The organism is Agromyces sp. CCNWLW203, assembly GCF_036576125.1.
Taxonomy (GTDB): domain Bacteria; phylum Actinomycetota; class Actinomycetes; order Actinomycetales; family Microbacteriaceae; genus Agromyces.
The window spans coordinates 78,489-99,289 of the sequence record NZ_JAZHYX010000005.1 but is presented as its reverse complement, the minus strand read 5'-3'; the positions used below and the strand labels follow the sequence as shown (position 1 = coordinate 99,289).

Genomic DNA, 20,801 nt, shown 5'->3' with positions numbered 1-20,801 from the left:
CATCGACGATGACTTGTACTGATCGAAACTGGCCGAAGCGCGCAGAACCGTTCAGATTGGCCCGAGCCTGTCGCATCGCTGAGGCATCGTCAAGAGGCAGATTCGAGGCCATCGGGCGAGGTCGCCCGAGCCGCCGGCTTTCGATCATGTGCGTTGAGCGCTCGCTCGTTCCGCCCTTGCGCGCAATGGCGGCGCGGACGCCCCCGATCCGCGGCGCTCGAACCGTCGGCGCTCCTGCAACGCGCAATCCCGGTGCGCGATTCTCTCGAGTTGCCGAACCGCTCGAGCCAGGCGGCATGTGGTGGCCCTCTGAGCGAGACGGTCACCACATACCGTCTATGCGGTGCAAGTCAGTGTCGGCGCCAACCAATCGGCATGGTCCCAGGCGTCGCCGTCGCCTGTCGTTCCGGTGACGAGCCGCAGCGTTCCGACGCCCGTGAGGTCGAGATCGAAGGCCGCAGCCTCCTCGCCGCCTCGCAGCGTCGGGCTCGTCCACAGCTCCGCGCCGTCGCCGACGAGGCTCATCACGACGCTGCCACGGACCGCGGTCTCGTCGTCGACACCGGCAGATCCGGTGAGCCGGGTGCAGCCGGCCGGGAGCACGATCTCGATCACGCTGTCTGCATGGACGCCGAACCCGTGCGAGGCGACGGTCCCGGCGACCGAGAGCGCGCCGCCGTCCCCGACAGCCTGCTCTCCGTTGCTCTCGTCGATCTCGACCGGCCCCCAACCGTTGTCGGCCAACTGCCGCGGCAACTCGGAGAGCACCCGGTGGTCAGCGGTCTCGAACAGCGTGCTGAGCGTCGCCGATGCGAGCAGAGCCATCGCCGGATTCGCGCTCTGCTGGAGACCGATCCAGAGCTGGTTCGCCCCCGATGCGCGACCGTAGAGACCGGGTAGGCCGGTCTGCCGGTAGAGGTCGAGGTACTTCGATGGCTCAGCGACGCTCTGCAGGTGGCCGTCGACCTCGGGACGCCACTGCTGCGCAGCCGATTCCAGTTCGCAGGCGGCGAGCCCGACGGGAGTGGCCGCCACGACGCAGAGGCCCGGCCTTGCGGCGCTGTGCAGCGCACCGCGCACATCGATGAACCAGCGCTGTGCGGCAACGTCGGCGCAGCCGGCGGCATCCGTCGTCACGACCTTCGCAACGGGTTGCGCGAGGTCGAGTGCCAGGCATCTACCGCCGTCCACTGTGACCTGCGACCCCGTGGGCAGGAACCGGTCCGCGTTCTCGACGAATCCGTGCTCCGTGAGCCGGCGATGCAGTTCGGTCTTGCGGCCGGCGCTGAGTTCGGCCTGGTGGGATGCCACGTATTCGTCGATCTCGGCCGCCTGGGCGCGCAGCTGCGTGATCCGGTCGGCGACAGCGTTCGCCTCGGGGCTGAGCCCCGAGAGATCCTCGCCCCAGGAATCGAGCAGGACGAGGGTGCTTGCATCCGGCACCGGTGCGGGCTCGGTGCTCATCGCGGTGAGCGCCGTCTCGAGCTCGGCGAGTTCCTCGGCCCGCAGCGCGTCGTATCCATGCTCCTGGCCGATGACCACAGCGGGGGGCATCGGAGCCCGTTCCGTGTCGAAGCTCACGACGTCCCCGAGTTGCGTGGTGGCGCCGGCGGTTCTGCAGAGCAGCCGCGCCTGTCTCGGATCTGCGCTCGTGGCGAGGTTGATGTTCACCTGCTTCACCCCGTCCGACGCATTGATGCCGATGGTCTGCACCGAGCCTCCGAGGTAGGTGATCTCGGCCCAGCAGACACGCGTGGTGTTCGTGCCGTCCGTCGTGACCGCCGGGTGATCGAAGACGTTCCCGTAGTTCGATCGGAACCCTGGGTACAGGAGCGTCTGGGCGGGGGCGGCGGGGTTGTAGCCACCGAGGAGCGTGGTCACGGGGACACCGACCGCCGCGGGGGCTGTTGCCGAGAAGGCGGCGTTGCGGACCTTCGCATCGATCCATTCACCGGTCACCGGATCCCAGTCGCGGTAGCCGCTCGGATAGGCGGCATCGGGTACCACGGTCCGCAGTGACGTCTGGATCCGCTGCGCGCTGTACCCCGTGTGGTGGGTGTACTGCGAGAGGTCGCTCGTCGGGCTGCCGCCCGACATCGCGTCGCGTTGATAGTTGTACTGGCCTGCGAAGTTCTGCTGGAACATCGTGCCGCTCACATCCGTGCCGGCAGGATCGAACGCCCGGTTGCTCCAGAGGTTCGACCGCATCCGGTTGCGGTAGTCGATATATCCCCAGCCGCTCTCGCTGTGATGGGTGGCGTTGATGACCCGCTCGTCGCCGGTCTTGCTCGAGTCGACGCCGGGATAGTGTCCGAGCCCATAGCTGTGGCCGAGTTCGTGGCTCCACTCATTGCCGACGGAGTCGTACAACGTTGCCATGCCGTTGCCGCCCGAGAGTCCGTGCACGACCCGACCGTTCGTGTAAAGACCCGCGGCGTGGTGATACACCCGCTGGTTGAAGGTGCCGGGTTGCTGCTGGTTCATCGGGGCGCTCGTGATGCCGAAGCTCGCGAGATTCACTCCGGTGCTGAACTGCGCCTTCGCGACCTGCTCGCGCATGTCGCCGCTGTAGACCCCGCCCTCGACCGCGCTCGAGCTCGGTGCGGCGTAGATCTGGCCGGATGCGACGATGACCCGGTCGAGCTGAACCGGCTCGTACTCGGCGATGATGAGCTTGGAGACGGGGATCGTCTGGAAGTAGTCGGACCCGGCCGCAGCGGGATCCGTGAGCATGAGATGACCCGACCCGGTCGGCGGGTCGGTGAGCATGCCGAGTTCGGTGCCGTTGATGACGAGCTCGGTCGGCGCAGCGAAGTCGATCTCCGCCGCGTCGAGCGTGCCCGTTCGGGCGCCGTCGTCGGTGAAGCTCAGGGACAGACCCGGTACCACCAGGTTCCACGGAAGTTCGACCGACCATGCGCGTTCGCTGTAGACGACGGCGGGCCGGCCGAGCCGGTCGACGACGTCGTCGTCGGGGATGTGCGCGGGGTCGGCCATGGGGAGCGAGGCGACGAGGACTCCGTCGACGCGAACGTCGACGGTCACGCTGCCCGTCTGCGCGGCCGGCGTGAACAGGAGCAGCGCAGTGCGTTCGGCCACGAGCGTCGGGAGATTCGCTGCCGCGTTGCCCGACGGATTCACCGTGTGGCTCTGAGCGAACTGGACCATGCCCGGCAAGCTCCCTGTCAGATCGTTCCGGATCGTCCGCTCGGTTCCGGCGGGCAGCACGTCGTAGAAGCCGAGTTGGTCGGTCGACGTGGCGGCGATTTCGGCGGCGTGCGCCGGCTCGACCGCCAGCACCCCGAGTGGAGCGAGGATCGCCGCGATGCAGGCGGACTGGGCGGCGAGCAACGAACGGGATCTCGGTCGATTCGGTGACCTCGAGAGCGTGAACATCTTCTTCGTGTGGCCTTCCCCTTGGACCGTTCGTCGCACGTCCAGATCAGTGCCGGCCGCCGAGAGTGCCAAGGAGGCAGTCACCCGGCCGCGCGGACGCGGAACGACGGAATTCGAACCGAGGTGCGGACTACGGCAGTGCCGAACGTAGAGAAAGGTCACCCCGGCCGACCTTGCCTCTCGACACTGACTCGCACTGATCGAAACAGGCTGAAGTGCGCAGAATCGTTCAGTTCGCGCCGAGCTTGTCGCATCGGTGAAAGGTCGTCAAGAGGCAGATTCGACGCCATCGGGTGAGGGCACCCGAGCGGCCCGCTTTCGATCAGGTCGGCTGCGCGCACATCGTGACCGCCGTGGCGCGCAGTGGCGGCCCGGGCGCCTCGGATCCGCGGCCGCTCGCGCACTCGACGCTCACGCAACGCTCAATCACGGCGCTCGGTTCGATCGGGTTGCGGAAACTCCGGATCCGGCCCGCGACGGGAACTCAGTCGTGCTGCGGGAATCCCAGGTTCAGCCCGCCGTGGCTCGGGTCGAGCCAGCGTGACGTCACCGCCTTCTCCTGGGTGAAGAAGTCGAAGCCGCGGGGGCCGTAGGCCTTGGCATCGCCGAACAGCGAGTCCTTCCAGCCGCCGAACGAGTGGTACGCGACGGGCACGGGAATGGGCACGTTGATGCCGATCATGCCGACCGTCACCTCGCGCTGGAACCGCCTGGCGGCACCGCCGTCGTTCGTGAAGATCGCCGTGCCGTTGCCGTAGGGCGAGGCGTTGATGACCTCGAGCCCATCCTGGTAGCCGTCGACGCGCACGATCGAGAGCACCGGCCCGAAGATCTCGTCGCGGTACACCGACGACGACAGCGGCACCTTGTCGACGAGGGTCGGGCCGAGCCAGAATCCGTCGGCCTCGCCGTCGATCTCGACCGAGCGGCCGTCGACCACGACGGTCGCCCCGTCGGATGCCGCGACATCCAGGTATCCCACGACCTTGTCGCGGTGCTCGCGCGTGATGAGCGGCCCCATGTCGCAGCCACGCGTGCCGTCGCCGGTGGTGAGCCGCGACATCCGCTCGCTGATCTTCGCGACGAGCTCATCGGCGACCGTGTCGACCGCGAGCACGACCGAGACCGCCATGCAGCGCTCCCCCGCCGAGCCGAAGCCGGCGTTGACGGCGGCGTCGGCTGCGAGGTCGAGGTCGGCGTCGGGCAGCACGAGCATGTGGTTCTTCGCCCCGCCGAGGGCTTGCACGCGCTTGCCGTTGGCCGTCGCGGTCGCGTAGATGTACTTCGCGATCGGCGTGGAGCCGACGAAGGAGATCGACCGGACCACGGGGTGCTCGAGCAGCGCGTCGACGGCGACCTTGTCGCCGTGCACGACATTCAGCACGCCGTCGGGCAGACCCGCCTCTTTCATGAGCCGGGCGAGCCAGATCGCGGCCGACGGGTCCTTCTCGGAGGGCTTCAGCACGACCGTGTTGCCCGTCGCGATCGCAAGCGGGAAGAACCAGAGCGGCACCATCGCCGGGAAGTTGAAGGGACTGATGATGCCGACGACGCCCACCGGTTGCTTCGTCGAGTACACGTCGATGCCGGTGGACACGTTCTCGGAGTACTCGCCCTTCGTGTAGCCGGGCATCGCGCACGCGAGCTCGACGACCTCGAGGCCGCGGGCGATCTCGCCGGCGGCATCGGAGAGCACCTTGCCGTGCTCGCTCGTGAGAATCGCGGCGAGCTCGCCGCTGCGCGCGTTCAGCAGCTCGCGGAAGGCGAACATCACCTGCTGGCGCTTCGCGATCGAGGTGTCGCGCCAGGCCGGGAACGCGCGGGCCGCGGCCTGCACGGCGGTGTCGACGTCGTCAGTCGAGGCGAAGTGCACGCGCTTCTGCTCGACGCCGCGCGCCGGGTTGTAGACGGGCCCGCTGCGGCTCGGGTCGCCGGCGACGGATGCCCCGTCGATCCAGTGCTCGATGGTGGCGAGCCCGCCGGCGAGCGGCTGGGTCTCGGCGAGTGTCTGGTCGGTGCGGTCTGTCTGGCTCATGGGTCAGCCCTCTCCTTCGAGTGCGGTGCGGAGTACGTCGTCGTAGATCGCCATCGCATCGGCGACCTCGTCGGCCGTGACGACGCACGGCGGCACGACGTGGATACGGTTGTCCTGCACGAACGGCAGGAGCCCGCGCTCGAGGAGCGCGGACTTGAGGCGGCCCATCGCCGCGGCGGACAGCGGTTCACGGGTCGCGGGGTCGGCGACCAGTTCGATCGCCCAGAACACGCCCTCGCCGCGCACCTCGCCGATGGCGGCGTGCCGCTCGGCGAGCTCGGCGAGCGCCGGGCCGATGACGGTCTCGCCGATCTCGCGGGCGTGGTCGACGATGCCCTCCGAGGCCATCGCGTCGAGCGCGGCGACGATCGAGGCCATCGCGAGCGGATGTCCCGAATAGGTGAGGCCGCCGGGGAAGACGCGTTCATCGAAGGTCGCGGCGATCGGGTCGGAGATGATCACACCGCCGACCGGCACGTACCCCGAGTTCACGCCCTTGGCGAAGGTGATGAGGTCGGGGCGCACGTCGTGGCCGTCGAACGCGAACCACCGGCCGGTGCGGCCGAACCCGGCCATGACCTCGTCGAGGATCAGCAGGATGCCGTGCCGATCGCAGAGTTCCCGCACGCCCGCGAGGTAGCCGGGCGGCGGCACGAGGATGCCGGCGGTGCCGGGGATCGTCTCGAGCAGCACTGCTGCGATCGACGACGGTCCCTCGGCCTCGATCACGCGCCGGAGGTGCTGCAGCGCCCGCTCGCACTCTTGCTCGGGAGTCTCGGCCCAGAACTCCGAGCGGTAGAGGTAGGGCCCGAAGAAGTGCACGTGACCTCGGGCGAACTCGTTCGGGATGCGGCGCCAGTCGCCCGTCGAGACGATGGCCGCTCCCGTGTTGCCGTGGTACGAGCGGTAGGTCGAGAGCACCTTGTCGCGGCCCGTGTGCAGGCGCGCCATGCGGATGGCGTTCTCGTTCGCGTCGGCACCGCCGTTCGTGAAGAACACCTTGCGGAACCCGGATGGCGCGTGCCCGACGATGCGCTTGGCGGCCTCGCCGCGCGCGAGGTTCACGGTCGACGGGGCGACCGTGGTGAGGAGTTCGGCCTGCTCCCGAATCGCCTGCACCACCGACGGGTGCTGGTGGCCGATGTTGACGTTCACGAGTTGGCTCGAGAAGTCGAGGTACTCGCGGCCGGCGTGGTCCCAGACCCGGCTGCCGCGGCCGCTCGCGATCACGAGGTTCGACGCGCTGGCCTGCGCCGACCACGAGTGGAAGACGTGCTCGCGATCGAGTTCGCGGGCGAGTTCGTCGAGGCCGTCGGTGAGGCCGCCTCCGGTGTTCGTGTCGGTCATGGCTTCGCTGCCTTTCTCATCGTTCTCTCGTGAGCCGGATGCCGCGTGGCCGGCCGGTTGCGCCGGCAACGCGGCATCCGCTCGCTAGTTACCGCCCTCGGTGAGTTCGACCTCGATCGGTTCGAACCCCTCGCCCGTGACGTCGACGCCGTCGGCCTTCAGCTCGTCGAGCGCCTGCGTGATCCACTCGTTCGACCAGGCGGTCGCCGGCGGCTCCTCGGTGATGGGGCTCGCGCCCGACTCGTTCACGGCGCTGAGCGCGCCCTTCACGGTCGCATCCCATGCGGCTTCGTCGATCATTCCGATGCCGTTCGGCGAGGGCCAGATGAGCTTGTTCGTCTCGTTGACCATCCAGAGCTCATGGCTCGGACCCCAGCCGGAGCCCTCGGCGATCGTGATCTCCGATGCCGCCTCCGGGTTCTCGGCCGCGTAGATCCAGCCCTTGATGACGGCCTTCAGGAACGCGACCGTCGTCTCCTGGTACTCCTCGTCGCCCTCGAGTCGCTCGGTGTCGGCCCAGATCGCGTCCTGCAGCATCGCCCCGACGGTGTCCTCGTACGAGATGACGTTGAAGTCCTCGGGCTGGTAGAGCTCGCCCGTGTCGGGGTTCGGCGTCTCGAGCAGCTGCGCGTACTCGTTGTAGGTCATGGCCTGCGCCGCGTCGATGTCGCCCTGCAGGAAGGCGTTCATGTTGAAGTCCTGCGTGATGATCTGCACGGTCGAGGAGTCGAGCCCCTCGGCGGCCATGGCCGCGAAGATCTCCCACTCGTTGCCGAAGCCCCACGAACCGATCTTCTTGCCCTCGAAGTCGGCGACGGAGTCGATGCCCGAGTCGGCCCACGAGACCTGCAGGGTGCCCGACTTCTGGAAGATCTGGGCGATGTTCGTGAGGTTCGCGCCCTGCTCGATCGAACCGAGAACCTTCGGTACCCAGGCGATCGCGTAGTCGACGTCGCCGTTGGCGAGCGCATCCTGCGGCACGATGTCGCCGCCCGAGGGAATGATCTCGACGTCCAGTCCCTCCTCTTCGAAGTAGCCCTGATCGACGGCCGCGAAGTAGCCGGCGAACTGACCCTGCGGCAGCCACTGGAGCTGGAGCTTCACCGAGGTGAGGTCGCCTCCGTCGCCGCCGTCTCCGGCGTCGCCTCCGGATCCGTCGCCGGAGCCCGAGCATGCGGTGAGGACGAGCGCCGCCGAGATGGCGAGCGCGCCGCCGATCGTCGCGAATCGACGTCTGCTGTGGTTCATGTCGGTCCTTTCGTGGTGCGGTTCGGTGCGGTGGTGGTCGGAACGCGACGCTGCAGCAGCCGTTCGAGGCCGAGGGTCGCGAGGTAGAAGAGCAGGCCGAGGGCGATGGATGCCACGACGTAGGCCCAGGCCCGTGCATAGGCGCTCGAGGCTGCCGACGTCGAGATGAGTCCGCCGAGGCCGCCGCGCGGCCCGCCGAAGTACTCGGCCACGAGGGCGGAGATCACGGCGAGCGACGAGGCGATGCGGATGCCGGTGAGGATGAACGGTCTCGCCGTCGGCAGGGTGAGTGTGCGCAGCACCTGACCCGACGTCGCGGCGTACGCCTTCATCAGGTCGCGGTGCACGGGCGTCGTCTGGCGGAAGCCCCGCAGCGTGTTGATGAAGACGGGAACGAACGAGGCGAGGGCGGCGATCGCCTGCCGGCCGAACTGGCTGTCGGCGCCGAACATGGAGTTCAGCACAGGAGCGAGGGCGACGATCGGGATGACCGCGAGCGAGGCGACGACGGGGGCGCTCATCTGGTCGATCGGCCGCCATCTCGCGGCGAGCGCGGCGACCGCGATGCCGAAGATCGAGCCGACGATGAGGCCCAGCAGCGCGTTGGTGCCCGTGAGCAGCGTCGCCTGCACGACCGACGGCCAGTAGGCGATGAGTTCCTCGACGATCGATGCCGGGCTCGGCAGCAGGTAGTCGCTCACGCCGACGACGCTCACGAGGAACTGCCAGAAGCCGAGCACGATGAGCCCCACCGCGATCGGCGCGACGATGCGCAGCGTCGTCTCGGTGCGGGGGCTCATGCCCCGTGGCCCCGATCCGGCAGTGACAGCGGACATCAGCGGTTCTCCACTCCGCGCGCGCCCGTCGCGATCGGCGAGCCGCCGTGCAGCGCCTCACGCACGGCCGTAACCATGTCGAAGAAGCCGCGCTCCTCGCGGAGCTCCTCGGTGCGGGCCGCCCGCTGCGCGTCGGCGCCGAGGCGCATCGGCACGATCTCCTGGATGCGCCCGGGACGCGGCGACATCACGACGACGCGGTCGGAGAGGAACACGGCCTCGGGAATGGAGTGCGTCACGAAGACGACGGCCGCGCCGGTCTCGGCCGAGATGCGCACGAGTTCGGTCTGCATCTTCTCGCGCGTCATCTCGTCGAGGGCGCCGAACGGCTCGTCCATGAGCAGCAGGCGCGGCTGCTCGGCGAGCGCGCGGGCGATCGCGACGCGCTGCTGCATGCCGCCCGAGAGCTGGTCGGGGTAGCGGTCGGCGAAGTCGGAGAGCCCCACCATGTCGAGCAGTTCGGCGACACGAGCGCTTCGAGCAGCGGATGCCGCTCCGTGCAGTTCGAGCGGCAGCGCCACGTTGCCCGCAACCGTGCGCCAGGGCAGGAGACCCGCCTGCTGGAACGCGATGCCGTACTCCTGGTCGAGGCGCGCCTTCCTCGCCGACTTGCCGAACACCGAGAGCGTGCCCGAGCTCGGCTGGTCGAGGTCGGCGATGAGGCGCATGAGCGTCGACTTGCCGCATCCGCTCGGGCCGATGAGCGAGACGAACTCGCCGGCCGCGACCGTGAGGTCGATCGCGTCGAGCGCCTGCACCTGGCCGGTGCGGGTCTCGAAGACCTTGTCGACCCCGCTGATCTCGACGGCGGCAGGATCTGCCCGTTGAGCCTCTCGAAACCCCTCGACTCCGGTCATGCGGCCTCCTCCGTTCGTCGGTAGTTCCTGAGGATCACGCCGAGCAGCGCGACCGACCCTGCAGCCACGAGCCCGAGCACGATCGAGCCGAAGATCGGCCCCCATGCCTTCGCCGGGTCGCCCGAGGCCTGCCCGGCGAACTGGATCAGGATGCGGCCGATGCCGCCCTGCAGTCCGGTCGACACTTCGGCGACGACGGCGCCGATCACCGCGTTCGCCGCGCCGAGCCTGAGTGCGGGCAGCAGGTAGGGCACGGATGCCGGGAAGCGGAGCTTCACGAGCGTCTGCCAGTACCCGGCGGCGTAGGTCTGCATGAGCTCGGTGTGGATGCGGTCGGGCGACTGCAGTCCCTTCAGCGCGCCGATCGCGATCGGGAAGAAGGCCAGGTAGCTCGCGATGAGCGCGACCGACATCCAGTCCTGCCACTCGAAGGCGCCGATCTCGACGCGCGAGCCCCAGCTCTTCACGACGGGTGCGAAGGCGATGAGCGGCACGGTCTGGCTGAGCACGATCCACGGCAGCAGCCCCCACTCGGCGATGCGCCACCGCTGCATCACGAGGGCGAGGCCGATGCCGACGACGACGCCCACGAGCCACCCGACCGCCGCGATGCCGAGCGTCGTGAGTGCCGCGAGTGCGACGACTCCCCAGAGCGGCAGCGCGTCGTCGGCCCGGGTCACCGGCGCGGCGAGACGTACGCCCATGTCCCAGATGTGGGGCATCGCCAGGTCGGTCGTGCGCGGCAGCACCCGGAGGTCGCCGAGCACGACGCCGTCGGCGGGCCCGAGCAGCTTGTAGCCCTCCCAGATCAGGGCGACGAAGAGGATGCCGGCGAGGCCCCACACCCAGCGGCCGAGCTCACGGCCCGCCCGCCCCGGGCGACGCGGCGCACGCGAGCCGTACACCGGCGCCGCGGCATCCGTCGCCGTCGTCTCGCGCACGCCGGTCTCGATCATGCCTTCGCCGTGAGGTGCTCGGAGAGCGCCGGGATCACGGTCTCGCCGTAGATCCGCAGCGTCTCCTCCTTGTTGTCGTGCTGGAGATAGCCGGCGAACTGGTCGACGCCGAGCGCCTTCAGCTGCTCGAGCTTCTCGATATGCTGCTCGGCCGTGCCGAGCACGCAGAACCGGTCGACGATCTCGTCGGGCACGAAGCTCGTGTGCGTGTTGCCGGCGCGCCCGTGCTCGTTGTAGTCGTAGCCCTCGCGGGCGTTGATGTAGTCGGTGAGCGCATCGGGCACCGCGCCGTGCGCCCCGTACTTCGCGACGATGTCGGCGACGTGGTTGCCGACCATGCCGCCGAACCAGCGGCACTGCTCGCGCATGTGCTCCCAGTCGTCGCCGATGTACATGGGCGCGGCGACGCAGAACTTGATCGACATCGGGTCGCGCCCGGCGGCCTCGGCCGCGTCGCGCACGTGCTTGATCATCCACGCGGCGATGTCGACGTCGGCGAGCTGCAGGATGAATCCGTCGCCCACCTCGCCCGTGAGCTTCAGCGCCATCGGGCCGTACGCGGCCACCCAGACCTCGAGCTCCGAGCCGTGGCTCCACGGGAACTGCAGTTGCGAGCCGTGGTACTCGACCGGGCGCGAGTTCGCGAGCTCGCGGATCACGTGGATCGCCTCGCGGAGCTCGGCGATCGTCGTCGGCTTGCCGTTCGTGACGCGCACCGCGGAGTCGCCGCGGCCGATGCCGCAGATCGTGCGGTTGCCGTACATCTCGTTGAGGGTCGCGAAGATCGACGCCGTCACCGTCCAGTCGCGCGTCGCCGGGTTGGTGACGAACGGTCCGACCTTGACCTTGCGGGTCTCGGCGAGGATCTGGCTGTAGATGACGTACGGTTCCTGCCACAGCAGGTGCGAGTCGAAGGTCCACACGTGCGTGAACCCGTGGTTCTCGGCGAGCTTCGCGAGCTGGATGGTGCGCGATGCCGGTGGGTTGGTCTGCAGGACCGCTCCGAATTCCATGGATGCCTCTCAGGTCGGGTCAGCTCAGATGAGGTACTGCGAGAGGCCGCGCTTGAGGAACCGGCCGTCGCCTTTGGCGCCGAGGTACTGGTCGCCGTCGACAATGACCTTGCCCCGCGAGAGCACCGTGTCGACGTGGCCGTCGATCTCATAGCCCTCCCACGCGGAGTAGTCCATGTTCATGTGGTGCGTCTTCTCGAGCCCGATCGAGGTGTGGCCGTTCGGGTCGTAGACGACGATGTCGGCGTCGGCGCCCGGCTGGATCACGCCCTTCGTGCCGTAGAGGCCGAACATGCGGGCCGGCGTGGTCGACGTGAGCTCGACCCAGCGCTCGAGGGTGATCTCGCCCGTCACGACGCCTTGGTACATGAGGTCCATGCGGTGCTCGATCGAACCGATGCCGTTGGGGATCTTGCGGAAATCGGACAAGCCCAGTTCCTTCTGGTCCTTCATGCAGAAGGGGCAGTGGTCGGTCGAGACCATCTGCAGGTCGTTCGTGCGCAGGGCCTGCCACATCGAGTCCTGGTGGCCCTCTTCACGTGAGCGCAGCGGCGTCGAGCAGACCCACTTCGCCCCCTCGAACGCACCCCACTGCTCGCCCTTCGCTCCGAGCTGGTCTTCGAGGCTCAGGTAGAGGTACTGCGGGCAGGTCTCGCCGTAGACGTTCTGGCCCTTGTCGCGCGCCCAGGCGAGCTGCTCGACGGCCTGCTTCGCCGACACGTGCACGATGTAGAGCGGGGCGCCGGTGAGCTTCGCGAGCATGATCGCGCGGTGCGTCGCCTCCTCCTCCATCTCCCAGGCGCGGGCGATGCCGTGGTAGTAGGGGTCGGTCTTGCCCTGGTCGACGAGCTGCTGGGCGAGCACGTCGATCGCGGGGCCGTTCTCGGCGTGCATCATCGTGAGCATGCCGGTGTCACGCGAGACCTGCATGGCCTTCAGGATCTGCGCGTCGTCGGAGTAGAAGACGCCCGGGTAGGCCATGAACATCTTGAAGCTCGTGATGCCCTCGTCGGGCAGGCGCCGCAGCGTCGCGAGCGACGCCTCGTTCACGTCGCCGACGATCTGGTGGAAGCCGTAGTCGATCGCGCAGTTGCCCGCGGCCTTCTCGTGCCACGCCGCGAGGCCGTCTTCGATGCGCTGCCCGTAGGTCTGCACCGCGAAGTCGATGATCGAGGTCGTGCCGCCCCACGCGGCAGCGCGGGTTCCGGTCTCGAAGGTGTCGGATGCCTCGGTGCCGCCGAACGGGAGCTGCATGTGCGTGTGCGCGTCGATGCCGCCGGGGATGACGTACTTTCCCGAGGCGTCGATCACCCGGTCGACGGATGCCGCGACATCCGTGCCCAGAATGCTGCTGCCCGGTTCGAGCACGGCACGGATGGTCTCGCCGTCGACGAGCACGTCGGCGGCGGCGCGGCCCGTGGCGCTGACGACCGTGCCGCCGGTGATGAGGGTGGTGGTCATGTTCGCTCCTTCGTCGCTACTCGACCGGCGTCACGGCTTGGGGATGGAGGTGTACGAGTCGGGTCGGCGGTCGCGGTAGAACTGCCAGGCGTTGCGCACGTTCCGGATCATGTCCAGGTCGAGGTCGCGCACGACGACCTCCTCCTCGGTCTCGGAGCCGTAGTCGCCGACGATGTTGCCCTGCGGGTCGACGAACTGGCTCTTGCCGTAGAAGTTCACGGCGAGCTCGCCGTACTCGTTGTCTTCGAGGCCCACGCGGTTGGCCGCGGCCACGAAGTAGCCGTTCGCGGCGGCGGCGGCGGGCTGCTCGATCTCCCAGAGCCGGTTCGAGAGGCCCGGCTTCGTCGCGTTCGGGTTGAACACGATCTGCGCGCCGTTCAGGCCGAGTTCGCGCCAGCCCTCGGGGAAGTGCCGGTCGTAGCAGATGTAGACGCCGATCGGGCCGACGGCCGTGTTGAAGATCGGGTAGCCGAGGTTGCCGGGGCGGAAGTAGAACTTCTCCCAGAACTTGTCGAGGTTCGGGATGTGGTGCTTGCGGTACGAGCCGAGGATCGTGCCGTCGGCATCGACGACGACGGCGGTGTTGTAGTAGACGCCGGGCTGCTCCTCCTCGTAGATCGGCAGCACCATGACCATGCCGAGCTCCTTCGCGAGCGCGGCGAAGCGCTGCACGATCGGGCCGTCGGCGGGCTCGGCGTAGTCGTAGTACTTCGCGTCTTCGGTGATGCCGAAGTAGGGGCCGTAGAAGAGCTCCTGGAAACAGATGACCTGGGCGCCCTGCGCCTTCGCATCGCGGGCGAACTGCTCGTGCTTGTCGAGCATGGACTCCTTGTCGCCGGTCCAGGTCGTCTGCGTGATGGCCGCTCGGACGATCGTCATAATGCCTCCTGAGTCGGTCGGCGTCATTGCCGTGCACTCGATGGGCGTGGAACAGAGGTGCTCACCGGGTGGTGCTGTGACGCCGAGGCTGGTGCTGCGGACGGCGGTGTCCGGAGCTTCCGAACGGATGCGCGACCCGTTCTGTTATTGTTCGGCGTGAACATTTCTCTTGTGTTTCACACTGTGACGTTGTGGTTACTTATCTTGTCCCTCACGTCGTGAGGAGGCAATGGTCGTGTCAGGTATTCATGTGAATGGATCTCGAATGGCGGCGATTCGACTCGAGGGCGCAGACCTCATCGCGCTCGCGGAGTTCGGCGAGACGACCCCGCGCGGCATCGCCGGGGTCATCGCACGACTCGTGAACTCGGGCGAGCTCGCCGCCGGCACCCGGCTGCCGACCGTGCGCGAACTGGCGAGCGAACTCGGCGTCAGCCCGGCGACGGTGAGCCAGGCCTGGCAAGCGCTCTCGCGCACCGGGCTCATCGAGTCGCGAGGGCGTGCCGGCAGCTTCGTACGGCCGCTCTCGCAGGGCTGGCTGGCACCGCGCATGCGCGGCATGGCCGCGCCGAACGACCCGGTGCGCCTCGACCTCTCGCGCGGCACGCCCGACCCGCTCCTGCTGCCGGCGCTCGGGCCGGCGCTCTCACGCGTCTCCGCGCGCGCCGAGACCGGCAGCTACCAGGCGGAGCCCGTGATCCCGGGGCTGGCAGCCGTGCTCGCCGACTCCTGGCCATCGGCCGCCGAGACGATCATGGTCGTCGACGGCGCCCTCGACGCGATCTCGCGCACCCTCGACGAGGTCGTGCGCTACGGCGACCGGGTCGTCGTCGAGAGCCCCGGCTTCCCCCCGTTCCTCGACCTCCTCGACCTGCTCGGCGCCGAGGCGGTGCCGGTCGCCGTCGACGAGGCCGGCATGACGCCCGAGGGACTCGCCGCGGCGCTGCGCCGGCAGCCCGTCGCGGTGCTGCTGCAGCCCCGGGCGCAGAACCCCACGGGGGCGTCGATGACCGCCGACCGCGCCGAGGCGCTGGCGCGCGTCATCCGCACGGCTGAACGCGCCGAAGGCGTCGTCGTCGTCGAAGACGACCACTCGGGCATGATCTCGACCGCGGGTGACGTGACGCTCGGCACGTGGCTGCCCGAGCAGGTCGTGCACGTGCGCAGCTTCTCGAAGTCGCACGGCCCCGACCTGCGCATCGCCGCGGTCGGCGGCCCCCGCGACCTCGTCGATCGCATCGCCGCGCGCCGCATGCTCGGCCCCGGCTGGACGTCGCGGATGCTGCAGACGATCCTGCTCGACCTGCTCACCGACGGCACCTCGCTCGACGCGGTCGCCGAGGCGCGCAGGCAGTACTTCACGCGGCAGCGCGCGCTCGGCGACGCGCTGCGGGCGCGCGGCGTTCCGGTCGCCACGGCCGACGGCGTGAACCTCTGGATGCCCGTGCTCAGCGAGCGCTCGGCGCTCGTGCAGCTCGCGGCCTCGGGTGTGCGGGTGGCGGCGGGCACGCCGTTCCTGGCCGCGTCGTCCCCCGCAACGAACGGCACCGGCAACGGCCGGTCGTCGCGGCGCGACGGGGACTTCGTGCGCGTCACCGTCGGCATGGTGCGGAGCGACATCGACGAAGTGGCCGATGCGCTCGCGAGCTCGGCGCAGCACGTCGTGGCCGGAGGGTACTGACGAGACGGGTGTCGGGCACGGCGCTGAGCGCCCGTGCGCTGGACGCCCGCGCGCTGGACGCGCCGGTCGCGCCGATCCCGTCGACCGTGCCCTCGTCACGCGACAATGGTGCCGCGGCCAGTGCCGGCCGGCGCCGCCCGACGTCGAGGAGACCACCATGCGCACGCCCCGCGTGAAGCCCCGCACCGAGCTGAAGAACACCGCGTACGAGATCTTCATCGGGGTGCTGTCGATCCTGTCGATCGTGAACCTCGTGCTCGTCTACGCGATGCACGGCGACGGCGCGCTGCAGCAGATCCTCTCGGTCATGAACGCCCTGTTCAGCGTGATCTTCCTGGGGGACTTCGTCTACCGCATGGCGACGGCGCCATCGGCCGGACGCTACTTCCTCAGGGGATACGGCTGGGCCGATCTCCTCGCGAGCCTGCCGTTCCCGCAGCTGAAGATCCTGCGGATCTTCCGCCTCCTGCGCGTCTACAGGCTGATGCGCGACGTCGGCCCTCGCACGATCTGGAACACGCTCATCCACGACCGCGCGAACAGCACCCTGATGACGCTGCTGCTGCTCGGCGTGCTCGTGTTCCAGTTCGGCAGCATCTCGATCCTGGCGGTGGAGGGGCACGCCAAGGGCGCGAACATCACCTCGGCCTCCGACGCGCTCTGGTACACGATCGTGACGATCTCGACGGTCGGCTACGGCGACCAGTTCCCGGTGACGAACGCCGGCCGGGCCCTCGGCGTGCTCATCATCATCGTCGGCGTCGGCATCTTCGGAACGTTCACCGGTTATCTCGCGAACCTCTTCCTCGGGCCGAGTCCGACGTCGTCACCGGATGTCGCAGCCACGACTCCGATCGCTGATTCGAGTGCCGCCGCGAGCGGGGTGGCGGCGGGGGCCGCATCCGGTGCGGTCGCTGCCGGGGTCGCATCGAGTGCTGCGGACCAGGGCGCACCTGCCACTGCCCAGCTCGGCGACCGGCTCGCTGAGCTGCTCGCCCAGTCCGAGCGCACCACGGCCGAACTCCGCCGCCTCGTGGCCGACGCAGCTCCGGGCCCGGCCGCCGACTGAGCTCCACGTGCCACGTGCGCCAGTCGCCGGCTCGCCGGTTACCCGGCGAGCACCCGGAGGATCTCCCTGAGCCGCGCCGTCTGATCAGGGCCGAGCGAGCGCTCGATCTCGGCGTTGGCCTCCGCCGACGCGACGACCGCGGCTCGGCAGAACTCGGCGCCGCGGCGGTCGAGCCGCACGATCGTGGCGCGCTGATCGCTCGGGTCGGTCTCGGCGGTGACGTAGGCGGCCGCCGTCAGGGTGCGCACGAGGGCGCTCATCGCCTGCCGGCTGATGCCGGCTCGGGCCGCGAGTGTCGAGACCCGGGTGCCGTCGGGGTCAAGCGCCGAGAAGACGGCCACGTGGGCCTGGTGCACGTCGCCGTAGCCGCGGTCGGCCAGACGCCGGAAGATGGCCGCCGTCAGCGCTCGAGAGACCGCCCCGATCGTGTGGGTGAGGTCGTGCCGGCTGGCTTCCTCGAACTCGCGCAACGCGTCACCGTGCATCAGGCACCCTCCTTGACAAAATAGGCAATGCGATTGACTATTAACGCAACCCGGTTTCCTACCCGCCATCCTCCCAGATTCGAGGTCATCGATGTCAGACACCATCGCTGTTCCAGCACTCGGCGACGCCCTCCCCGATATCCCGCTGACCGATGGCTCGGGCGGCACGACGCGAATGATCGACGCCATCGGCGAGCACGGTGCCGTCGTCTTCTTCATGCGAGCCAGCACGTGCCCGGTGTGCCGCGCCCACGTGCGCGAGCTGCAGCGAATGTCGGATGCCGGCCTGCTGCGCGGCGCGCGCGCTGTCATCGTCACCCCGGGCGGCGGAGAGGAGGCGGCGAGCGTCGCCCGGCGCACGACGCTGCGCGTGTTCGCATCGGGCGAGCACCACCGCGACGTCGGGCTCGGCCGGTTCCTGACCCTGCAGCACAGCGGCACGTTCGTCGTCGACGGCTCCGGGCGGGTGCTCGCACAGCGCACCAGTGCCCTGCCCACCGCGAGCTTCTCCCGACGCGAGATCCTCAGAGCGCTGGGCTGAGCTTCACGTCTTCGGCACCCTGGCGTAGTGGTCGGCGCTCATGGTCAGCTCGGCTCGGCCGCCCGTGATCGATCGCAGGTCGAGCACGTAGCGGCTGAGTTCTGCCTCGGGCACGTGTGCCACGATGCGCGCCCGGCCGTCGCCGACGACATCGGTGGCGGTGACGCGCCCTCGTCGTCCCGACAAGTCGGTCAACACCGTGCCCTGAAGTTCGCTCGGCACCGTGACGGTCACGAGCGAGACCGGTTCGAGCAGCACCGTGCCGGCCTCGGCGAGCGCGGCCTTCACCCCGATCGATCCCGCCGTGCGGAAGGCCATGTCCGACGAGTCGACCGAGTGCGACTTGCCGTCGACGAGCTCCACCCGCACGTCGACGACCGGATGTCCCTGCGGGCCGCCGGCCGCGAGAGCGTCGCGGGCACCCTTCTCGACGGCCGGGATGTAGGAGCGCGGCACGGCTCCGCCGACGACGGAGTCGACGAACTCGAAGCCGCCGCCGAGCGGCAGCGGCGAGACCTTCAGCTGCACGACGGCGAACTGGCCGTGCCCGCCCGACTGCTTCTTGAGCCGCCCCTCGACCTCGGCGCGGCGCGCGATGGTCTCGCGATACGCGATGGGCGCCGGTGCGGTGGTGACGTGCACGCCGAAGACGCGCGCGAGGCGTTCGACGGCGACCTCGAGGTGCGTGTCGCCGAGGCCCTTGAGGATCGCGTGGCCGCCGGTGCGGTCGATCATGAGCGTCGGGTCTTCGGCGACGATACGGCCGAGCGAGGTCATCAGCTTCTCGTCGTCGGACTGCGTGGCGGGGGTCAGGCTCAGCGCGAAGACCGGTTCGCGATGCGGCAGCGGTGCAGGCGCGGCGCTGCCGCTCGCACGGTTCCAGAGCAGGGTGCCCGACGGCGATCCGGTGAGCTTGGCGACCGCGCCCACGTCGCCCGCCCGCAGTGCGTCGGCGGGCAGGTGCTCGGCCCCACGCAGCCGGAAGAGCCCGTGCAGCCGTTCATCGGCGCCGGTCGTGGCGTTGACCAGTCGGTCGCTCGGGTGAACGACCCCCGAGAGCACCTTGAACATCGACACCTGCCCGACGAACGGGTCTGCCACCGTGCGGAAGACGTGCAGCACCGTGTCGCCATCGGGGTTCGGGGCCACCGCGACCTCGGTGCCGCCCATCACGATGCGGCTGTCGCGTTCGAGCGCCGATGGCGCCAGCGCGCACACGAGGTCGGCGACGCGGTCGACACCGGCGCCGGTCAGCGCGGAGCACACGACCACCGGGATCGCACGGCCGGCTGCGACCTCGCGGGCCAGCGTTCGTTCGAGAGCGGATGCCGCGGGCTCGCGCCCCTCGAGATACGCCTCGAGCTGCTCGTCGTCGTGCGAGACGATCTCCTCGGTGACCTCGACGTGCAGCCGGTGCTCCTCGTCCGCCGCCCCGGCCGGCATCGGTTCGTCGCGATGGCGGCCGGAAACGTCGTAGACGAGGGCCTGCTCGCTCAGCACATCGGCGAGCGCGGTGAAGTCGTGCTCCTCGCCCAGGGGCAGCTCGAGCGCCACGAGGCGGTCGCCGAACACCTCGCGGAGCTCGCCGAGCACCCGCCGGAAGTCGGCGCGCGCCTTGTCCTCCTGCGTGACGACGACGATGAGCGGCACCCCGGCGGCCTGCGCGGCGGCCGCCGCGGAACGCGTGCCCGCGGTCACGCCGTCGACCGCGCTCACGGCCAGCAACGCGGCATCCGCCACCGCCAGTGCCGTGTCGAGGCCGCCGACGAAATCGGGATGCCCCGGTGCGTCGGCGAGGGTCATGGTGTGCTCGGTGCCGTCGGGCGCCGCCCACCCCAGGTGCGCGAGCGAGAGCCCGAGGGACATGCCTCGCGCGATCTCCTCGGGCTCGTGGTCACCCGTCGTGCTGCCCTGCTCGACGCTGCCCGCACGCGGGATCGCGCCGGCGCGCAGCAGCAGCGCCTCGAGCAGCGTCGTCTTGCCGGAACCCGCTCCGCCCACGAGCGCGATGGTGCGGTGGGTGGGGGTCGATGCCGAGTTCATATGGCCTCCCGCGCCGGTGCGGTGCTGTCCGAACCATCGTGTACCCGGCGGAGCGCGAGCGCCAGCCCTCTGCGGCTCGATTCGGCTCGGACCACTCGTCTCGCACGGGACCACCGACATCCATGGTCCCGCGCGACACGAGTGGTCCCGACGCGACGCTACGGCCGCGGACAGCAAGGCGGCACTCAGTGCGCCTGAATGAGCCTGACGCCTGCGCGGTCGAGTTCGAGCATCGCGGGCGACGCGGCATCCGCATCGGTGACGACGCCCGCCACCTCGTCGAGGGGCAGCACCCGATACGTGGAGGCGGCACCGATCTTCTCGGTGCTCGCGAGCACATATGTCTCGGCGGCCGAGCGGGCGAGGGCGCGCTTCATGGCCGCCTCCTCGGCGTCGCCGGTGGTGAGGCCGGCTTCGGAATGCACCCCGGTGACACCGAGGAAGAACAGGTCGGCGCTCACCTCGCGCAGCGCCTCGACGGTGATCGCCCCGCACGTGACCATCGAATGCCGGTAGACCCGGCCCCCGATGAGCTGGAGTTCGATGTGCTCGTGCTCGGCGAGCGCTACCGCGATGGTCGGGCTGTGCGTGATGACGGTCGCGTGCAGCGACCGCGGCAGTGCGCCGACGAGCGCGAGGGTGCTCGTGCCGCCGTCGAGCAGCACGGTCGAGCCGGGTTCGATGAGACTCGCCGCCGCGAGGGCGATGCGGTGCTTGCTCTCGGGCTCGATGCGGGTGCGCGCCTCGTAGGGTTCGACGGCCGGCGAGGCGGGCAGCGCTCCTCCATACACCCGCTGGCAGAGGCCCGCGGCCGCGAGCTCCCGGAGGTCGCGGCGAATGGTGTCCTCGGAGATGCCGAGGTCGGCCGCCGCGTCGGCCGCCACGATGCGGCCGTCTCGCCGCAGCCGTTCGAGCAGCAGTTCACGGCGTTGCGCGGTCAGCATGCACGTTCCT

16 protein-coding genes are annotated in these 20,801 nt (G+C 69.5%); 3 read left to right on the top strand and 13 right to left on the bottom strand.

Going from position 1 to position 20,801, the window contains the following annotated elements; translation table 11 throughout:
• Positions 1 to 336: 336 nt before the first annotated feature.
• The 10 genes from VPH61_RS12645 to VPH61_RS12600 all read right to left on the bottom strand — a co-directional run bounded on the left by VPH61_RS12645 (position 337) and on the right by VPH61_RS12600 (position 14,028).
• Entirely contained in the window at positions 337 to 3,351 is a 3,015-nt protein-coding gene (locus VPH61_RS12645; protein WP_332063858.1) for a M66 family metalloprotease, read from the bottom strand.
• 529 nt (positions 3,352 to 3,880) lie between these two features.
• Positions 3,881 to 5,431, bottom strand: a complete 1,551-nt coding sequence (locus VPH61_RS12640) for a CoA-acylating methylmalonate-semialdehyde dehydrogenase (RefSeq protein WP_332063857.1) — start codon at positions 5,429 to 5,431, stop codon at positions 3,881 to 3,883.
• Positions 5,432 to 5,434: 3 nt separating this feature from the next.
• The gene (locus VPH61_RS12635) at positions 5,435 to 6,778 is read right to left on the bottom strand and encodes an aspartate aminotransferase family protein (protein ID WP_332063856.1); all 1,344 of its coding nucleotides are present in this window, start codon (positions 6,776 to 6,778) and stop codon (positions 5,435 to 5,437) included.
• Positions 6,779 to 6,862: 84 nt separating this feature from the next.
• The gene (locus VPH61_RS12630; RefSeq protein ID WP_332063855.1) at positions 6,863 to 8,026 is read right to left on the bottom strand and encodes an ABC transporter substrate-binding protein; all 1,164 of its coding nucleotides are present in this window, start codon (positions 8,024 to 8,026) and stop codon (positions 6,863 to 6,865) included.
• A complete protein-coding gene (locus tag VPH61_RS12625) occupies positions 8,023 to 8,826 on the bottom strand; it encodes an ABC transporter permease (protein WP_332063854.1) in 804 nt (267 codons plus the stop codon). Before VPH61_RS12625 ends, VPH61_RS12630 begins: the two co-directional genes overlap by 4 nt.
• A 35-nt stretch (positions 8,827 to 8,861) precedes the next feature.
• On the bottom strand, positions 8,862 to 9,719 hold the full coding sequence (locus tag VPH61_RS12620; RefSeq protein WP_332063853.1) for an ABC transporter ATP-binding protein: 858 nt from the start codon (positions 9,717 to 9,719) through the stop codon (positions 8,862 to 8,864).
• Positions 9,716 to 10,675: an ABC transporter permease gene (locus tag VPH61_RS12615; RefSeq protein WP_332063852.1), complete on the bottom strand. Its 960-nt coding sequence runs from the start codon at positions 10,673 to 10,675 to the stop codon at positions 9,716 to 9,718. Before VPH61_RS12615 ends, VPH61_RS12620 begins: the two co-directional genes overlap by 4 nt.
• Positions 10,672 to 11,688, bottom strand: a complete 1,017-nt coding sequence (locus VPH61_RS12610) for a TIGR03842 family LLM class F420-dependent oxidoreductase (protein WP_332063851.1) — start codon at positions 11,686 to 11,688, stop codon at positions 10,672 to 10,674. Before VPH61_RS12610 ends, VPH61_RS12615 begins: the two co-directional genes overlap by 4 nt.
• A 24-nt stretch (positions 11,689 to 11,712) precedes the next feature.
• On the bottom strand, positions 11,713 to 13,149 hold the full coding sequence (hydA, locus tag VPH61_RS12605; RefSeq protein WP_332063850.1) for a dihydropyrimidinase: 1,437 nt from the start codon (positions 13,147 to 13,149) through the stop codon (positions 11,713 to 11,715).
• Positions 13,150 to 13,179: 30 nt separating this feature from the next.
• Positions 13,180 to 14,028 carry a nitrilase-related carbon-nitrogen hydrolase gene (locus tag VPH61_RS12600; RefSeq protein WP_332063849.1) on the bottom strand — a complete coding sequence of 283 codons (849 nt, stop codon included), beginning with the start codon at positions 14,026 to 14,028 and terminating at the stop codon, positions 13,180 to 13,182.
• Positions 14,029 to 14,293: 265 nt separating this feature from the next.
• On the opposite strand from VPH61_RS12600, the gene VPH61_RS12595 reads away from it, so the two are divergent.
• Together VPH61_RS12595 and VPH61_RS12590 are read left to right on the top strand one after the other, a co-directional pair.
• Positions 14,294 to 15,709 (top strand): aminotransferase class I/II-fold pyridoxal phosphate-dependent enzyme, encoded by a 1,416-nt coding sequence (locus VPH61_RS12595; protein ID WP_332063848.1) that lies wholly within the window; start codon positions 14,294 to 14,296, stop codon positions 15,707 to 15,709.
• A 157-nt stretch (positions 15,710 to 15,866) separates the two neighbouring features.
• Entirely contained in the window at positions 15,867 to 16,778 is a 912-nt protein-coding gene (locus VPH61_RS12590) for an ion transporter (RefSeq protein ID WP_332063847.1), read from the top strand.
• Positions 16,779 to 16,816: 38 nt separating this feature from the next.
• Here VPH61_RS12590 and VPH61_RS12585 read toward each other — a convergent pair whose 3' ends face one another.
• Positions 16,817 to 17,263, bottom strand: coding sequence for a MarR family winged helix-turn-helix transcriptional regulator (locus tag VPH61_RS12585; RefSeq protein ID WP_332063846.1), 447 nt, complete (start codon positions 17,261 to 17,263; stop codon positions 16,817 to 16,819).
• 91 nt (positions 17,264 to 17,354) lie between these two features.
• Here VPH61_RS12585 and VPH61_RS12580 point away from each other — a divergent pair, with 91 nt between their 5' ends.
• On the top strand, positions 17,355 to 17,804 hold the full coding sequence (locus VPH61_RS12580; protein ID WP_332063845.1) for a redoxin domain-containing protein: 450 nt from the start codon (positions 17,355 to 17,357) through the stop codon (positions 17,802 to 17,804).
• 3 nt (positions 17,805 to 17,807) lie between these two features.
• Here the strand turns inward: VPH61_RS12580 and VPH61_RS12575 are convergent, their stop codons facing one another.
• Together VPH61_RS12575 and VPH61_RS12570 are read right to left on the bottom strand one after the other, a co-directional pair.
• Positions 17,808 to 19,847 carry an elongation factor G gene (locus VPH61_RS12575; RefSeq protein WP_332063844.1) on the bottom strand — a complete coding sequence of 680 codons (2,040 nt, stop codon included), beginning with the start codon at positions 19,845 to 19,847 and terminating at the stop codon, positions 17,808 to 17,810.
• Positions 19,848 to 20,032: 185 nt separating this feature from the next.
• Positions 20,033 to 20,791, bottom strand: a complete 759-nt coding sequence (locus VPH61_RS12570; protein WP_332063843.1) for a DeoR/GlpR family DNA-binding transcription regulator — start codon at positions 20,789 to 20,791, stop codon at positions 20,033 to 20,035.
• Positions 20,792 to 20,801 lie beyond the last annotated feature (10 nt).

Coding starts and splice junctions, on each gene's coding strand:
- hydA (WP_332063850.1), bottom strand. CDS start 13,149: ATGACCACCACCCTCATCACCGGCGGCACGGTCGTCAGCGCCACGGGC.
- VPH61_RS12600 (WP_332063849.1), bottom strand. CDS start 14,028: ATGACGATCGTCCGAGCGGCCATCACGCAGACGACCTGGACCGGCGAC.
- VPH61_RS12570 (WP_332063843.1), bottom strand. CDS start 20,791: ATGCTGACCGCGCAACGCCGTGAACTGCTGCTCGAACGGCTGCGGCGA.
- VPH61_RS12575 (WP_332063844.1), bottom strand. CDS start 19,847: ATGAACTCGGCATCGACCCCCACCCACCGCACCATCGCGCTCGTGGGC.
- VPH61_RS12615 (WP_332063852.1), bottom strand. CDS start 10,675: ATGATCGAGACCGGCGTGCGCGAGACGACGGCGACGGATGCCGCGGCG.
- VPH61_RS12625 (WP_332063854.1), bottom strand. CDS start 8,826: ATGAGCCCCCGCACCGAGACGACGCTGCGCATCGTCGCGCCGATCGCG.
- VPH61_RS12630 (WP_332063855.1), bottom strand. CDS start 8,026: ATGAACCACAGCAGACGTCGATTCGCGACGATCGGCGGCGCGCTCGCC.
- VPH61_RS12620 (WP_332063853.1), bottom strand. CDS start 9,719: ATGACCGGAGTCGAGGGGTTTCGAGAGGCTCAACGGGCAGATCCTGCC.
- VPH61_RS12635 (WP_332063856.1), bottom strand. CDS start 6,778: ATGACCGACACGAACACCGGAGGCGGCCTCACCGACGGCCTCGACGAA.
- VPH61_RS12580 (WP_332063845.1), top strand. CDS start 17,355: ATGTCAGACACCATCGCTGTTCCAGCACTCGGCGACGCCCTCCCCGAT.
- VPH61_RS12595 (WP_332063848.1), top strand. CDS start 14,294: ATGGCGGCGATTCGACTCGAGGGCGCAGACCTCATCGCGCTCGCGGAG.
- VPH61_RS12640 (WP_332063857.1), bottom strand. CDS start 5,431: ATGAGCCAGACAGACCGCACCGACCAGACACTCGCCGAGACCCAGCCG.
- VPH61_RS12610 (WP_332063851.1), bottom strand. CDS start 11,688: ATGGAATTCGGAGCGGTCCTGCAGACCAACCCACCGGCATCGCGCACC.
- VPH61_RS12590 (WP_332063847.1), top strand. CDS start 15,867: ATGCGCACGCCCCGCGTGAAGCCCCGCACCGAGCTGAAGAACACCGCG.
- VPH61_RS12585 (WP_332063846.1), bottom strand. CDS start 17,263: ATGCACGGTGACGCGTTGCGCGAGTTCGAGGAAGCCAGCCGGCACGAC.